This window comes from Streptomyces sp. NPDC051214 (assembly GCF_040682375.1).
GTDB lineage: Bacteria > Actinomycetota > Actinomycetes > Streptomycetales > Streptomycetaceae > Streptomyces.
In genome coordinates this window covers 228388-244571 of record NZ_JBFBAT010000006.1, presented here as the reverse complement: position 1 = coordinate 244571, position 16184 = coordinate 228388, and the positions used below count along the sequence as shown (strand labels likewise).

The following is a 16184-nucleotide window of genomic DNA, read 5'->3' as shown; positions in this document are numbered from 1 at the left end:
ACGAAGAGGCCGGCTGCCCCCTGGTGACGGGTGGGCAACCGGCCTGCACTGGACCGACCAGTGTACGACTTGACCGCTCAGCGCGCGTTGAAGTATTTCGCCTCGGGGTGGTGGATGACGATGGCGTCCGTGGACTGCTCCGGGTGGAGCTGGAACTCCTCGGAGAGCTGCACGCCGATGCGCTCCGGCTCCAGGAGCTCGGCGATCTTGGCGCGGTCCTCCAGGTCGGGGCAGGCGCCGTAGCCCAGCGAGAAGCGCGCGCCGCGGTACTTCAGGGCGAACATGTCCTCGACGTCGGCGGGGTCCTCGCCGCCGAAGCCGAGCTCGGCGCGCACGCGTGCGTGCCAGTACTCGGCGAGCGCCTCGGCCAACTGCACGGACAGGCCGTGCAGTTCGAGGTAGTCGCGGTAGGAGTCGGCGGCGAAGAGCTCGGCCGTGGCCTCGCCGATCTTCGAGCCGACGGTGACGACCTGCAGGCCGACCACGTCGGTCTCGCCGGACTCCTCCGGGCGGAAGAAGTCCGCCAGGCACAGGCGCCGGCCGCGGCGCTGGCGCGGGAAGGAGAAGCGGGTGCGCTCGTTGCCCTGGTCGTCCAGGATGATCAGGTCGTCGCCCTTGGAGACGCAGGGGAAGTAGCCGTAGACGACGGCCGCCTCCAGCATGTTCTTGGTGTGCAGCTCGTCCAGCCAGCCGCGCAGGTGGGGCCGTCCCTCGGTCTCGACGAGCTCCTCGTAGGTGGGCCCGTCGCCCTTGCGGGCCTGCTTGAGGCCCCACTGCCCCTTGAAGAGGGCACCCTCGTCCAGCCAGGACGCGTACTCCTTGAGCTGGATGCCCTTGACGACGCGGGTGCCCCAGAACGGCGGGGTGGGGACGGGATTGTCGGTGGAGGTGTCCGAGCGTGCGGGCCCCTCGTCCTCGGAGACCTCAAGGACGGGGGTGTCCTTCTTCGGCACGCGGCGCTGCTTCAGCTCGGGCAGTGTGGCGCCGGGGACACCGCGCTTGACCGCGATGAGGGCGTCCATCAGGCGCAGGCCCTCGAACGCGTCACGGGCGTAGCGGACCTCGCCCTCGTAGATCTCGTGCAGGTCCTGCTCGACGTAGGCGCGGGTGAGCGCGGCGCCGCCGAGGATGACGGGGAAGTCCGCGGCCATCTTGCGCTGGTTGAGCTCCTGAAGGTTCTCCTTCATGATCACGGTCGACTTGACCAGGAGACCCGACATGCCGATGACGTCCGCGCGGTGCTCGGCCGCGGCGTCCAGGATCGCGGCGACCGGCTGCTTGATGCCGAGGTTGACCACGTTGTAGCCGTTGTTGGACAGGATGATGTCGACGAGGTTCTTGCCGATGTCGTGCACGTCGCCGCGGACGGTCGCCAGGACGATGGTGCCCTTGCCCTCGGAGTCCGACTTCTCCATGTGCGGCTCCAGGTGCGCGACCGCGGTCTTCATCACCTCGGCGGACTGCAGCACGAACGGCAGCTGCATCTGGCCGGAGCCGAAGAGCTCGCCGACGACCTTCATGCCCTCCAGGAGGGTGTCGTTGACGATGTCGAGCGCGGGACGCGTCTGCAGCGCCTCGTCCAGGTCGGCGTCCAGGCCGTTCTTCTCGCCGTCGATGATGCGCCGCTTGAGGCGCTCGTCCAGCGGCAGGGCCATGAGCTCCTCGGCCTTGCCCGCCTTCATCGACTTCATGTTGACGCCCTCGAAGAGCTCCATGAGCTTCTGCAGGGGGTCGTAGCCCTCTTCGCGGCGGTCGTAGATCAGGTCGTGGGCGACCTTGACCTGCTCCTCCTCCAGGCGTGCGATGGGAAGGATCTTGGAGGCGTGCACGATCGCCGAGTCCAGGCCCGCCTTGACGCACTCGTCCAGGAAGACGGAGTTGAGCACGACGCGGGCGGCCGGGTTGAGGCCGAAGGAGATGTTCGACAGGCCAAGGGTGGTCTGCACGTCCGGGTGGCGGCGCTTGAGCTCGCGGATCGCCTCGATGGTGGCGATGCCGTCCTTGCGGGACTCCTCCTGGCCGGTGCAGATGGTGAAGGTCAGGCAGTCGATGAGGATGTCCGACTCATGGATGCCCCAGTTGCCGGTCAGGTCCTCGATCAGGCGCTCGGCGATGGCGACCTTGTGCTCGACGGTGCGGGCCTGGCCCTCCTCGTCGATGGTCAGCGCGATCAGTGCCGCGCCGTGCTCCTTGGCAAGGGCGGTCACCTTCGCGAACCGCGACTCGGGGCCGTCCCCGTCCTCGTAGTTCACCGAGTTGATGACCGCGCGGCCGCCCAGCTTCTCCAACCCCGCCTGGATGACCGGCAGTTCGGTGGAGTCCAGGACGATGGGCAGCGTGGAGGCGGTCGCGAAGCGGCCCGCCAGCTCCTCCATGTCGGCGACGCCGTCGCGCCCGACGTAGTCGACGCACAGGTCGAGCATGTGCGCGCCCTCGCGGATCTGGTCGCGCGCCATCTCCACGCAGTCGTCCCAGCGGGCCTCCAGCATGGCCTCGCGGAACTTCTTCGAGCCGTTGGCGTTCGTGCGCTCGCCGATCGCCAGGTAGGAGGTGTCCTGGCGGAAGGGCACGGTCTGATAGAGCGAGGCGGCGCCCGGCTCGGGACGCGGCTCACGGCGGACCGTCTGCGCCCCGCGCACCCGCTCGACGACCTGACGCAGGTGCTCGGGGGTCGTGCCGCAGCAGCCGCCGACCAGGGAGAGGCCGTACTCGCGCACGAAGTTCTCCTGGGCGTCGGCCAGCTCCGCCGCGCTCAGCGGGTAGTGGGCGCCGTCCTTGCCCAGGACCGGCAGGCCCGCGTTGGGCATGCAGGAGATCGGCACGCGCGAGTGCCGGGCGAGATAACGCAGGTGCTCGCTCATCTCCGCCGGGCCGGTGGCGCAGTTCAGGCCGATCATGTCGATGCCCAGCGGCTCCAGGGCGGTCAGCGCGGCGCCGATCTCCGAGCCGAGCAGCATCGTGCCGGTGGTCTCGACGGTGACCGAGCAGATCAGCGGGAGGTTCGCGCCGGTGGCCTCCAGGGCGCGGCGAGCACCCAGGATCGCGGACTTGGTCTGCAGCAGGTCCTGGGTGGTCTCCACCAGGAGCGCGTCCGCGCCACCCGCGATCATGCCCTCGGCGTTGGTCTGGTAGGCGTCACGCAGCACCGTGTACGGGGCGTGGCCCAGGGTCGGCAGCTTGGTGCCCGGACCCATCGAACCGAGGACCCAGCGCTGCTGCCCGGTCGAGGCGGTGAACTCGTCGGCGACCTCGCGGGCGATGCGCGCACCGGCCTCGGACAGCTCGAAGTTCCGCTCGGGAATGTCGTACTCGCTCAGGGCGGCGAAGTTCGTGCCGAAGGTGTTCGTCTCGACGCAGTCGACGCCGACCGCAAAGTACTCCTCGTGCACCGAGCGGACGATGTCCGGGCGGGTCACGTTCAAGATCTCGTTACAGCCCTCGAGCTGCTGGAAGTCGTCGAGGGTGGGGTCCTGTGCCTGGAGCATCGTGCCCATCGCGCCGTCGGCCACCACCACGCGGGTGGCGAGGGCTTCGCGGAAGGCATCGACTCGGGCTCGGTTCGAGAGATCCGAGGAACCGGACGAGGGGGTCGGCAACGAGGCCATGAAAGAGCTCCCTGAGGTGCGACGGCTGTCGGCTTTGCGCTTCGGAGGAAGGCGCACTCGGTCAGGGTAACGGGACGAAGGTCCACAGCGTGCGAGTGTTCACGACGCGGACGCCCGGCGGGTCCACCCTCCTCGGGGGTGTGGCGCCGCGCGCGGCGGGGAACCGCGAGAATCCTGCGGGGACACGGCCGGAAACACAGCCTGCCGCTCTGTCGCGGGAGGTCGACAACGACCGATAGTGTTCAGCATTGTCGAACGTTGGAGTCAGTAGGGGACGGAGGAAGGGGCTGCGATGGCACGGAACATCCAGTCGCTCGAGCGGGCGGCCGCGATGCTGCGGCTGCTCGCGGGCGGAGAGCGACGGCTCGGCCTCTCGGAGATCGCGTCCGCCCTTGGTCTCGCCAAGGGCACGGCCCACGGCATCCTGCGCACCCTCCAGGCGGAGGGTTTCGTCGAGCAGGAGTCGGCATCGGGCCGCTATCAGCTCGGCGCCGAGCTCCTGCGCCTGGGCAACAGCTATCTCGACGTGCACGAGCTGCGGGCCCGCGCCCTGGTGTGGACCGACGACCTGGCCCGGTCCAGCGGCGAGAGCGTCTACCTCGGCGTCCTGCACCAGCAGGGCGTACTGATCGTGCACCACGTCTTCCGGCCCGACGACAGCCGCCAGGTCCTGGAGGTCGGCGCGATGCAGCCGTTGCACTCCACGGCCCTGGGCAAGGTGCTCGCCGCCTACGACCCGGTGGCGCACAGTGAGGCAGCCGAGGCCGAGGCCGAGCGGCAGACCTTCACCACGCGCACCGTCGTGGACCCCGAGGCCTTCGAGGGCACCCTCGACCTGACCCGCGCGCGGGGGTACGCCGCCGACGTCGAGGAGACCTGGGAGGGCATCGCCTCCGTGGCCGCCCCCATTCACGACCGGCGCCGCATGCCGGTCGGCGCGGTCGGCATCACCGGCGCGGTGGAGCGGGTCCAGAAGGACGGCGAGCTGCGCCCCGACCTGATCGCGGCCGTACGGGACTGCGCCCGCGCCGTGTCGCGGGACCTGGGCGCCGGGCGCTTCTAGACCCCGCCGCCGCAACGCCCCTCTGCCCCCTGCCCAACATGCAGGGGGCACGCTTCTGCGCGAACATCGTTGAACGACGTTTCACCCGGTGGCGACCCCTGTCATCACCGATAACCCGAAACGATCAATAACGATCGTGTTTTCAATAACAGAACTCTTGACGGGCAAGTAACGACGGGGTGAGACTCGCGTCCATCGGTCGGCATTGTCGAACACCTACCGGCATTACGCGCTAGAGTGTGACAAGGCCAAGGGCCGGCAACGACCTCACCTGAGGTCGCGGACCACCGGAGGGACCCGGGGTTCGCCTTCCCCTGGACGAAGGACAAAGGAGTCGCGGGTGTCCAGCTCCGACATCTTCATCGGCGAGACCATCGGTACCGCCATACTCATCCTGCTCGGCGGTGGTGTCTGTGCCGCCGTCACGCTCAAGGCCTCCAAGGCCAAGGACGCCGGCTGGCTCGCGATCACCTTCGGGTGGGGCTTCGCGGTGCTCACCGGCGCCTACCTGGCGGGTGGCGTGTCAGGCGCGCACCTCAACCCGGCGGTCACCGTCGGTCTCGCCATCGAGGGCGGCACCAAGTGGAGCGATGTTCCGCTCTACCTCGGCTCGCAGCTGCTCGGCGCGATCATCGGCGCGATCCTGGTCTGGCTCACGTACATGGGCCAGTTCAAGGCGCACCTCACCGACCCGGCGATCCTCGCCGCCCAGCCGGTCGACGAGGGCCTCGTCGACCAGAAGGCCGCGCCCAAGGCCGGTCCGGTGCTCGGCGTCTTCTCGACCGGCCCCGAGATCCGCAACTACGCGCAGAACGTGCTGACCGAGGTCATCGCCACCGTCGTGCTGGTCCTCGCGATCCTCACGCAGGGCCTGAACGACAACGGCAACGGCATCGGCGTCCTCGGTGCGCTGATCACCGCGCTCGTCGTCGTCGGCATCGGCCTCTCGCTCGGTGGCCCCACCGGCTACGCGATCAACCCGGTCCGTGACCTGGGTCCGCGCATCGTGCACTCCCTGCTCCCGCTGCCCAACAAGGGCGGCTCGGACTGGACGTACGCATGGGTGCCGATCGTCGGCCCGCTGATCGGCGGCGCCATCGCGGGCGGTATCTACAACATCGCGTTCAAGTAGGACCGCGACAGCTACCGATGACCGCCTGAGACAGACCGCCGAGCAAGAATTCAGGAGCACACCGTGACCACCGACGCACACACCGCGGGCCCGTTCATCGCGGCCATCGACCAGGGCACCACTTCGAGCCGCTGCATCGTCTTCGACAAGGACGGCCGGATCGTCTCGGTCGACCAGAAGGAGCACGAGCAGATCTTCCCGAAGCCGGGCTGGGTCGAGCACGACGCGACCGAGATCTGGACCAACGTCCAGGAAGTCGTCGCGAGCGCCATCACCAAGGCGGGCATCACCCACGAGGACATCAAGGCGATCGGCATCACCAACCAGCGTGAGACCACGCTGCTCTGGGACAAGAACACCGGCGAGCCGGTGCACAACGCCATCGTCTGGCAGGACACCCGCACCGACGCCCTGTGCAAGGAGCTCGGCCGCAACGTCGGCCAGGACCGCTTCCGCCGCCAGACGGGCCTGCCGCTCGCCAGCTACTTCGCAGGACCCAAGGCCCGCTGGCTGCTCGACAACGTCGAGGGCCTGCGCGAGCGCGCCGAGGCGGGCGACATCCTCTTCGGCACCATGGACTCGTGGGTCATCTGGAACCTGACGGGCGGTGTCAACGGCGGCAAGCACGTCACCGACGTCACCAACGCCTCGCGCACCCTGCTGATGAACCTGCACACCATGCAGTGGGACGAGTCGATCGCCGAGTCCATCGGCGTGCCGACGGCGATGCTCCCCGAGATCCGCTCCTCCGCCGAGGTCTACGGCGAGGTCACCGGCGGCAAGCTCGGCGACGTCCTGCCCGGCATCCCCGTCGCCTCCGCGCTCGGCGACCAGCAGGCGGCCCTCTTCGGGCAGACCTGTTTCGCCAAGGGCGAGGCCAAGTCCACGTACGGCACCGGCACCTTCATGCTGATGAACACCGGTGAGTCGGCCATCAACTCCTACTCGGGGCTGCTGACCACCGTCGGCTACCAGATCGGCGACCAGAAGCCGGTCTACGCCCTCGAGGGTTCCATCGCCGTCACCGGTTCGCTCGTGCAGTGGATGCGCGACCAGATGGGCCTGATCAACTCCGCCGCCGAGATCGAGACGCTCGCGTCGTCGGTCGAGGACAACGGCGGCGCCTACTTCGTACCGGCCTTCTCCGGCCTCTTCGCCCCGTACTGGCGTTCCGACGCCCGCGGTGTGATCGCCGGCCTCACCCGGTACGTCACCAAGGCGCACATCGCGCGCGCCGTCCTGGAGGCCACGGCCTGGCAGACCCGTGAGATCACCGACGCCATGACGAAGGACTCCGGCGTCGAGCTCACGGCCCTCAAGGTCGACGGCGGCATGACCTCCAACAACCTGCTGATGCAGACGCTCTCGAACTTCCTCGACGCACCCGTGGTGCGCCCGATGGTGGCCGAGACGACCTGCCTCGGCGCCGCCTACGCCGCCGGTCTCGCCGTCGGCTTCTGGTCCGGCACCGACGAGCTGCGCGCCAACTGGCGCCGGGCGGCGGAATGGACCCCCCGCATGGACGCGGACACCCGCGCCCGTGAGTACAAGAGCTGGCTCAAGGCCGTGGAGCGTTCCATGGGCTGGCTCGACGAAAGTGGCGAGGAGTAATCAACATGACCACCCTGCAGAGCGTCCCTGCCCTCGGGACGCATCCGGCTGCCGGTTCCCACCCGAGCCGCGCCGAGACCCGGGAGCAGCTTTCCAAGGCGACGTACGACCTCCTGGTGATCGGCGGCGGGATCCTGGGCATCTCCACCGCCTGGCATGCCGCGCAGTCGGGACTGCGGGTGGCCCTGGTGGACGCCGGTGACTTCGCCGGCGCCACCTCCTCCGCCTCCTCCAAGCTTCTCCACGGCGGTCTGCGCTACCTGCAGACCGGCGCGGTGAAGCTGGTGGCGGAGAACCACTTCGAGCGTCGCGCGGTGTCCCGCCAGGTGGCCCCCCACCTGGCGAACCCGCTCACCTTCTACCTGCCCGTCTACAAGGGCGGCCCGCACGGCGCCGCCAAGCTGGGCGCGGGCGTCTTCGCGTACAGCGCGCTGTCCGCGTTCGGCGACGGCGTCGGCCACCTGCTCTCGCCGTCGAAGGCGGCGCAGGACGTGCCGGAGCTGCGCACGGACAACCTCAAGGCCGTCGCGGTCTACGGCGACGACCAGATGAACGACTCCCGCATGGCCCTGATGACGGTCCGCGCGGCCGTCGAGGCCGGCGCCGCCGTCCTCAACCACGCCGAGGTCACCGGCCTGCGCTTCACCGGCGGCCGGGTCACGGGCGCGGAGCTCAAGGACCGCATGGACGGCACCGAGTTCGGCGTCAACGCCCGCCTCGTGCTCAACGCGACCGGCCCCTGGGTCGACCACCTGCGCAAGATGGAGAACCCCGACGCGGCTCCCTCCATCCGCCTCTCCAAGGGCGCGCACCTGGTCCTCAAGCGCACCGCCCCCTGGAAGGCCGCGCTTGCCACGCCGATCGACAAGTACCGCATCACCTTCGCCCTGCCGTGGGAGGACATGCTCCTTCTCGGCACCACGGACGAGGAGTTCGAGGGCGACCCGGCCGACGTGAGCGTCACCGAGGCCGACACCGCGCAGATCCTGGACGAGGCCGCGTTCTCCATCCGCGACCAGCAGCTGTCCCGTGACCTGATCACGTACTCCTTCGCGGGTCTGCGCGTGCTGCCCGGCGGTCCCGGCGACACCTCGAAGGCCAAGCGCGAGACCGTCGTCACCGAGGGCGCGCGCGGCATGCTGTCCGTCGCGGGCGGCAAGTGGACGACCTTCCGCCACATCGGCCGTACGGTCATGAAGAAGCTGGAGTCGCTGCCCGGTCACCCGCTCGGCGACGACTACGAGCCGATCTCGCAGCTCCAGAAGCGCCTTCCGCTGCCCGGCATCGCCAACCCGCGCGCGGTCGCGCACCGTCTCCTGGTCGACGGCCCGGCGCCCGGCCCCCGCATGTCGGCCGACACCGCCAAGCACCTGGCGACGCACTACGGCTCGCTCTCCTTCGACATCGCCCGCCTGGCGAACGAGAACCCGGAGCTCGCCGAGCGCGTCTCGCCGGACGCCCCGGAGATCTGGGCCCAGGTCGTCTACGCCCGTGACCACGAGTGGGCCGAGACGGCGGACGACGTCCTGCGCCGCCGTACGACGCTGACGATCCGCGGGCTCGCCACGGACGACGTGCGCGCCAAGGTCCAGGACGTGCTCGACAACAAGTAGGCGCATCCGGCCGTACGCACCGAAGGGCGGTTCCCCCGCGGGGAGCCGCCCTTCGGCGTGCGCCGGGCGGCATACTCCTCGCGTCCCGCCGTGGGCTACCGTCTCCGGGGCCCGGCGCGCCATGGCAGGCGACGCCGTGAGCGGCCCTAGGAGCAGCTTCATGACGACCGACGCCCATGCGCCCACCGACGCGCTGCCCATCACCCGCGTCCCCCGCACCGGCCTGCCCACCCGTGCGGTCGTGGTCGGTGACCCGGCGCGCGCCTCCGCCGTCGCGGACCTCCTGCAGGACGCGAAGGAGGTGTCGTACCACCGCGAGTACCGCACCTTCACCGGCAGTTGGCAGGGCACCCCGGTCGTCGTCGCCTCGCACGGCGTCGGCGCCCCCGGCGCGATGCTCCTCTTCCAGGAACTCGCGGACGCGGGCGTCACCACGTTCCTGCGGCTCGGCACGGCCGGCGCTATCCGCCCCGGCATCCGCGACGGTGACCTGGTCATCGCGGACGCGGCGGTACGCGACGACGGCGTGAGCCAGCAGCTGATCCCCGCCGAGTACCCGGCGTTCGCGGCCCCGGAGGCGGTCATCGCGCTGCAGCGGGCGGCCCGCGCGGCCGACGCCCCGTACCACCGTGGCGTGGTGTGGACGCGGGCCGCGTTCCAGCCGGGCTTCCTGCCGCTGCCCGGTGAGGCGTACGCGGCCGCCGGGATCGCGGCGATCGAGATGGAGCTCTCGGCGCTGTACGTCTTCGCCTCCACGCACGGCCTCGTCGCGGGCGGCGCACTGGTCATCGACGGCGCCAACGCGGACGAACTCGTCGACGCGGAAACACCTTTCTCGACCGGTGGCTACGACCCGCACCGGAACGTGGTGGCCGAAGGAGTCGAGCGGGGCGCGCGGACAGCCCTGGACGCGCTGCGTCTCCTTGCCGCCACGGAGCACTGAGCAGACACCTGAACGACATCGTGGAGAACGGAACCGATGCACCACACTGACCTGCCGGCCCAGGACCGGGGCGGCGCCACAGATCTTCTGGTCCACGGCGGGGACGTCCTGACGGTCGACGCGTCGGGCACCGTCGTGCGGGACGGCGCCGTCGCCGTGCGCGACGGCCGCATCATCGAGGTGGGCCCGGCCGAGCGGCTGCGCGCCGCGTACGAGCCCGCCGAAGAGCTGGACGCCCGCGGCTGCCTCGTGATGCCGGGTCTGATCAACACGCACACCCACCTCGCGATGACCCTGTTCCGGGGCATCGCCGACGACGTCACCCTGCAGGGCTTCCTGGCCCGCGTCATCCCGGCGGAGGCGGAGCGGCTCTCGCCGGAGACGGTGACGGCGGGCATCCGGGGCGCGATCGCGGAATCCGTACGGGGCGGGGTCACCGCCGCGCTCGACATGTACTGGTTCCACGAGGCGGCCGAGGTCGTGGCCCGCGAGGCGGGGTGGCGCCTGCTGACCGGCCCCACCTTCATGGACGTGCCGGGCCCGCCGGACGGCCGCCCCTACGCCGACCGGCTCGGCTGGGCAGCGGCGGACCTGGCCGCGCGCACCCCGGCGCCGGGCACACGGCCGGTGGTCTTCGCGCACTCCGCGTACACCCTGGTGCCCGAGCAGCTGACAGCGATCGGCGCGCTCGCCCGCGAGCACGGCGCGCTGCTGCACCTGCACGCCGCCGAGAACGCGGGCGAGGTGGAGATGGTCGCCGAGCAGCACGGCATGCGCCCCGTCGAGCTGCTCGACTCGCTGGGCCTGCTCGGCCCGGACACGCTGCTCGCGCACGCCGTCGACCTCACGGACGCGGAGATCGCGACGCTCGCCCGCACGGGCACGGCCGTCGCGCACTGCCCGGTGTCGAACCTGAAGCTGGGCTGCGGCATCGCGCGCGTCCCCGAACTGCTCGACGCGGGCGTCACGGTGGGTCTGGGCACGGACGGTGCGGTGAGTTCCAACACGCTTGACCTTCTCGGCGCGGTGAAGATGGCCGCCCTCGTGCACAAGGCGGGCGGCGACCCGACGGCGGTCGGCGCCGAGCAGGCCGTGCGGATGGCGACCGTCGAATCGGCGCGGGCGCTCGGCCTCGGCGACCAGCTCGGCTCCCTGGAGGCGGGCAAGCGCGCCGACCTGATCGTCCTCGACCTCTCCCGGCCGCACCTCACCCCGCGGCACGACCCGTGGTCGATGCTGGCCTATGCCGCCACGTCCGGTGACGTGCGGGACACGGTGGTCGACGGCCGGATCCTGATGCGGGACCGTACGCTGGTGACGATGGACGAGCAGCGAGCGCTGCGAGCCCTGCGGGACGCGGCGGCCTCCGCGGCGCCCGTCCCCGCGAGCACGACAGGCACCTCCGAAGTGGCAAGCACCGTATGACCATCGAACCCACCCGCGGCTTCACCGGCCGCGCCCGCGCCGCCGACCGCGACCCGCGGCTCCCTCCCGGGCAGTACGACGCGGCCGACGGCTGGCCCGTCCTGTCCGCCGAGGTGACGCCCGACCTCGTGCCCGCGGACTGGACGTTCCGCGTGGACGGCCTCGTCACCAGCCCGCACACCTGGACGTGGGACGAGGCGCACGCGCTGCCCGCGTCCGAGTACCGCGGCGACATCCACTGCGTGACCAGCTGGTCCAAGTTCGGGGTGCGCTTCGGCGGGGTGAGCCTCGACGCGTTCCTGGCCGCTGCCGGGCCTGCTCCCGAGGCCACGCACGTCGTGGCGTACTCCCACACGGGATACACGGCGAACCTCCCCCTGTCCGACGTGACGGGCGGCAAGGCGTGGATCGTGTGGGAGTACGGGGACGGCCCGCTGCCTCCCGAGCACGGCGGGCCGGCGCGGCTGATCGTCCCCCACCTGTACTTCTGGAAGAGCGTGAAGTGGGTCGCGGGGCTGCGGCTCCTGGACCACGACGAGCCCGGTTTCTGGGAGCAGAACGGCTATCACCACCGGGGAAATCCCTGGCGCGAGGAGCGGTACGCCGGTGACTGATCCTTTGACCGGGGCTTTCGTGCCCCCGACGCGGTTCGCCGTGCCTGGGCGGATCGAGGTGAGCGGTCGCGCGGCGTCTGAGTGGCAGCGGGCGACGGTGGTGGAGGTCCGTCGGGACAACGCCGCCGGCACCGTTTCGACCTTCCGTCTGAAGGTGCCCGACTGGCAGGGGCATCTGCCGGGCCAGCATCTGATGCTGCGGCTGACCGCCGCGGACGGGTACGTGGCCCAGCGCCACTACTCGATCGCCTCCGCCCCGGATGATGCCGCCGAGAGCGGCGAGATCGAGCTGACCCTGGATCACGTGCCGGGCGGCGAGGTGTCCGGCCATCTGCACACGGTCGCCCGCGTCGGTGACGTGGTGGAGGTGCGGGGGCCGCTGTCCGGGTTCTTCGCCTGGCCCGGTGACCGCCCCGCGCTGCTGCTCGGGGCGGGCTCCGGTGTGGTTCCGCTGATGTCGATGCTGCGGCACTGGCGGGGGGCGGGGCGGCCGGTGCCGTTGCGGCTTCTGGTCTCTGCGCGCACGCGCGAGGATTTGATCTACGCGGATGAGTACGGCGATGAGACCACGGTGGTGTTGACGCGGGCTGAGGGGCGGCTTCGTGCCGAGCACTTGGCGCCGTTCCTCGGCGCCGGCCAGCCTGAGGGGGGCTGGGAGGCGTACATCTGCGGGTCCAACGGCTTTGCCGAGCATGCGTCGCGCCTGCTGGTGGCTGGGGGCCAGCCGGTCGATCGCATCCGGATCGAGCGGTTCGGGTAGGGGTCAGGGCGTTCCCTGCGGGGCTTTCCCCAACCCCACCCCTTCCCGAAACTGGGGCTCCGCCCCAGACCCCGTACAAGATGGCCTCAAACGCCGGCCGGGCTGGAGATTTCCCCGAGCCGGGGAAATCTCCAGCCCGTCCGGCGTTTGAGGACGAACTCGGCGAAGCCGGTGATTGACGACACCAAGGCCCTCGCGCCAGAGCGAGTTTTCGGGAAGGGGCGGGGTTGGGGAAACTTACGGCGAGACCTCCTCCAGCCTCCGCCCCGCCGTCTCCTCAGCGCCGACCGCAGCCACCACAGCCCCCACCAGCGCCACCGCCCCCAACATCACGAACACCGTCGACACGTTGCCCCCCGCGTACACCACCCCCACCACGATCGGGCCGAGGATCACGCCGAGCCGGTTCATCGCCCCGCCGACACTGCTCCCCAGCGCCCGCATCCGCGTAGGAAAGAGCTCCGGCGTGTACAGGTACAGGCAGATGTTGGAGCCGAAGAAGAAGACCGCGGCCAGCGAGGTCCACACCAGGACCTGGACCGGCGTGTCCGCGCCGACCGCCGCGAGCGTCACCAGCATCACCGCCGCCCCTCCCAGACAGCCGGTGATGACCTTCCGCCGGCCAAGCCGGTCGACGGTGAGCGCCGCCACGAGGCAGCCGATGAGACCCGCGCAGGACGTGACCGTCGAGTAGAGGAGGGCGTCGGAGAGGGTCAGGTCGTAGCGGTTCTGGTAGATCGTCGGGAGCCAGGACGTGATGCCGTAGTTGACGAAGTAGCCGGTGAACCAGAGCACGCCGATGATCAGGGTCCGGCGGCGGTAGCGGCCGGTGAACAAGCCGCGCAGACCGGAGGCCGCCTCGCCGGGGGCCGCGACGGGAAGCGCCTCGGGAACGGGCGGCAGGGGTTTCCTCGTGATCCGCTCGACGTCCGCCTCGATGCCGGACATCACGGCGTCCGCCTCATCCAGCCTTCCGTGGTCCGCGAGCCACCGCGGCGACTCGGGGACCTTGCGCTGTACGAGGATGCAGAGCAGGCCGGGCAGCGCGGCGATGGCGTACATCCAGCGCCACCCGAGCATCGGCACCACCCAGGCCGCGACGAGCGCGCCCACGGTCAGGCCCGCCGGGAACACCAGCTCGTAGAGCAGGACGAAGCGGCCGCGCTGGTGGCTGCGGGTGATCTCGGCGATGAAGGTCGCCGCCACCGGCACCTCGCCCCCGATCGCCAGGCCCTGGACGAACCGCAGGGCCATGAAGGCGTCGGGCGAGGTGGACACGGACAGGGCCAGGTTGGCGACGCTGGACAGGGCGATGCACAGCGCGATGACCTTCACGCGGCCGACGCGGTCCGCGAGGCGCCCGGAGAGCAGCGCGCCGATCAGCATGCCGATCGAGCCGACGGTGAGCAGCAGCGTCGCGGCGGACGTGCTGAGGTCCCACTCGTGGCGCAGTTCCGGCAGGGCGTAGGCGATCAGGAGCTGGTCGAAGGCCTCGAAGAAGGTGACCGCGCCCACGATGAGCCGGACGGTGACGTGCCAGCGGCACAGGGGCAGCCGTTCGAAGCGGGCGGCTATGGCGGCCCGGACCGATGGGTCCGGTGAGGCGTCGATCGTCATGCGGGCACTCCGCTGCTGAGGGGGCGGGGACGAGGGGAGGAACGTGACGGCCACGGAGTCTGGGGAAACCCAAGCCAAGAAGCGAGTAAGCGCAAAGTTTCTAAGCGCTTAAGTTGTACCGTCCCGGCACCGGAGCGCGTCAAGAGTCTCCGCAGGGGAAATCCATGAAGACCGTCGACGAACAGGTCTTGCGCTCCAGATATTTAAGCCCTTAGATTTCTAGCGCTTACCGAAGAACATCCGGAACTCGCCTGCAGCACGCGGCGGTTCACCCCGGACACCGCACGCAAGGAGGCCCCATGCCCCGCATCCCAGCCGACGAGGCCCTCATCGGGGGCCAGTGGCGACGCGGCGCGGGCGCCCCGGCCGACACCGTCGACCCCGCGACGGGCCGCGTGCTCGCCACCGTCCACGCCGTCTCCCTCGACGAGGTGGCCGAAGCGGCCGAGGCGGCGGCCCAGGCCGCCGCCGACCCGCGCTGGCGTGACCTGCTGCCCCACCGCCGCGCCCTGCTCCTGCACCGCGTCGCCGAGCTGATCGAGGCGGACGCGGAGGACCTCGCGGCCCTGCAGACCGCCGACACCGGCAAGGCGCTCACCGAGACGCGCGCCCTGGTGGCGAGCGCGGCGGCCACCTTCCGCTACACGGCCGCCGCCCTGGAGACCGCCGAGGAGGCCATCACCCCCTCACGCGGCGACTACCTGACGATGAGCGTGTACGAGCCGATCGGCGTCGTCGGCGCCATCAACCCCTGGAACTCCCCGGTCGCCAGCGACGCCCAGAAGCTCGCCCCGGCGCTCGCGGGCGGCAACGCGGTCCTGCTCAAGCCCGCCGAGTGGACCCCGCTGGTCTCGCTGGCCCTGGGCCGTCTCATCAGCGGCGCCCTGGCGGAATTCGGTCTCCCGGCCGGCCTGCTGTCCGTCCTCACCGGCCGCGGCAGCGTCGTCGGGGACGCGATCGTCCGCGATCCGCGCGTCGGCAAGGTCACCTTCACCGGCGGCACGAGCACGGGCCGGACGCTCGCCCACGCGGCGGCCGAGAAGCTGATGCCTCTCTCGCTCGAACTGGGCGGCAAGTCGCCCACGGTCGTCCTCGCCGACGCCGACGTCGAACAGGCCCTGGCCGGCGTGATGTTCGGGATCTTCTCCTCCAGCGGGCAGTCCTGCATCGCGGGGTCCCGGCTCTTCGTCGCCCGCTCGCTCTACGAGGAGTTCGTCGGCGAACTGGTCGCGCGGGTGCGGAAGTTGCGCGTCGGGCCCGGCACCTCCCCCGACACCCAGGTCGCGCCCCTCGTGCACCACAAGCACCGGGACGCCGTCGCCTCGTACGTCGATCTCGCCCGCGAGGAAGGTGCGCGGGTGCTGTGCGGCGGAGGGGTGCCGCAAGGTGCGGAGTACCAGGACGGGGCGTACTACCTGCCCACCGTCCTGGACGGGCTCCCCAACTCCTCGCGCACCTGCCAGGAGGAGATCTTCGGGCCCGTCCTGGTCGCGCTGCCCTTCGACGACGAGGACGACCTCGTGCGGCAGGCCAACTCCAGCGTCTACGGACTCGCCTGCGGCATGTGGACCCGCGACCACCGGGCCGCCTGGCGGATCGCGCGCCGCGTGGAGGCGGGCACCGTCTGGATCAACACGTACAAGCAGTTCAGCATCGCCACGCCCTTCGGCGGCATGAAGGAGAGCGGCCTCGGCCGCGAGAAGGGCCGCGACGGCATCCGCGCCTACCAGCGCCAGAAGTCCCTGTACTGGGGCCTCTCCGACGCGCCCCTCCCCTGGGCCAACTGAACCCCCATTCTTCT

Annotated in this window: 11 protein-coding genes; 9 read left to right on the top strand and 2 right to left on the bottom strand. The window is 70.7% G+C overall.

The features are described 5' to 3' along the window. Nucleotides 1-77: 77 nt before the first annotated feature. Nucleotides 78-3605: a methionine synthase gene (gene metH / locus AB0M70_RS17695; RefSeq protein ID WP_365820888.1), complete on the bottom strand. Its 3528-nt coding sequence runs from the start codon at nt 3603-3605 to the stop codon at nt 78-80. Between the two features lie 292 nt (nt 3606-3897). Here metH and AB0M70_RS17690 point away from each other — a divergent pair, with 292 nt between their 5' ends. The 8 genes from AB0M70_RS17690 to AB0M70_RS17655 all read left to right on the top strand — a co-directional run bounded on the left by AB0M70_RS17690 (nt 3898) and on the right by AB0M70_RS17655 (nt 12766). Continuing rightward, entirely contained in the window at nt 3898-4668 is a 771-nt protein-coding gene (locus AB0M70_RS17690) for an IclR family transcriptional regulator (RefSeq protein WP_365820887.1), read from the top strand. A 340-nt stretch (nt 4669-5008) separates the two neighbouring features. Continuing rightward, nucleotides 5009-5800: an MIP/aquaporin family protein gene (locus AB0M70_RS17685; RefSeq protein WP_363210871.1), complete on the top strand. Its 792-nt coding sequence runs from the start codon at nt 5009-5011 to the stop codon at nt 5798-5800. Between the two features lie 63 nt (nt 5801-5863). Continuing rightward, nucleotides 5864-7411, top strand: coding sequence for a glycerol kinase GlpK (gene glpK / locus AB0M70_RS17680; protein ID WP_365820886.1), 1548 nt, complete (start codon nt 5864-5866; stop codon nt 7409-7411). Nucleotides 7412-7416: 5 nt separating this feature from the next. Next, nucleotides 7417-9024 (top strand): glycerol-3-phosphate dehydrogenase/oxidase, encoded by a 1608-nt coding sequence (locus tag AB0M70_RS17675; RefSeq protein ID WP_363210869.1) that lies wholly within the window; start codon nt 7417-7419, stop codon nt 9022-9024. A 160-nt stretch (nt 9025-9184) separates the two neighbouring features. Next, a complete protein-coding gene (locus tag AB0M70_RS17670) occupies nt 9185-9967 on the top strand; it encodes a purine-nucleoside phosphorylase (RefSeq protein WP_365820885.1) in 783 nt (260 codons plus the stop codon). A gap of 36 nt (nt 9968-10003) precedes the next feature. Further along, nucleotides 10004-11392, top strand: a complete 1389-nt coding sequence (locus AB0M70_RS17665; RefSeq protein ID WP_365820884.1) for an amidohydrolase — start codon at nt 10004-10006, stop codon at nt 11390-11392. 2 nt (nt 11393-11394) lie between these two features. Continuing rightward, complete coding sequence (locus AB0M70_RS17660; protein WP_365821135.1) at nt 11395-12006, top strand: sulfite oxidase-like oxidoreductase; 612 nt, start codon at nt 11395-11397, stop codon at nt 12004-12006. A gap of 4 nt (nt 12007-12010) precedes the next feature. After that, nucleotides 12011-12766 carry a ferredoxin reductase gene (locus tag AB0M70_RS17655; RefSeq protein ID WP_365820883.1) on the top strand — a complete coding sequence of 252 codons (756 nt, stop codon included), beginning with the start codon at nt 12011-12013 and terminating at the stop codon, nt 12764-12766. A gap of 237 nt (nt 12767-13003) precedes the next feature. Here AB0M70_RS17655 and AB0M70_RS17650 read toward each other — a convergent pair whose 3' ends face one another. After that, entirely contained in the window at nt 13004-14383 is a 1380-nt protein-coding gene (locus AB0M70_RS17650; protein ID WP_365820882.1) for an MFS transporter, read from the bottom strand. 299 nt (nt 14384-14682) lie between these two features. Between AB0M70_RS17650 and AB0M70_RS17645 the strand changes: the two genes are divergently transcribed. Next, nucleotides 14683-16170, top strand: coding sequence for an aldehyde dehydrogenase (locus AB0M70_RS17645; RefSeq protein WP_365820881.1), 1488 nt, complete (start codon nt 14683-14685; stop codon nt 16168-16170). Nucleotides 16171-16184 lie beyond the last annotated feature (14 nt).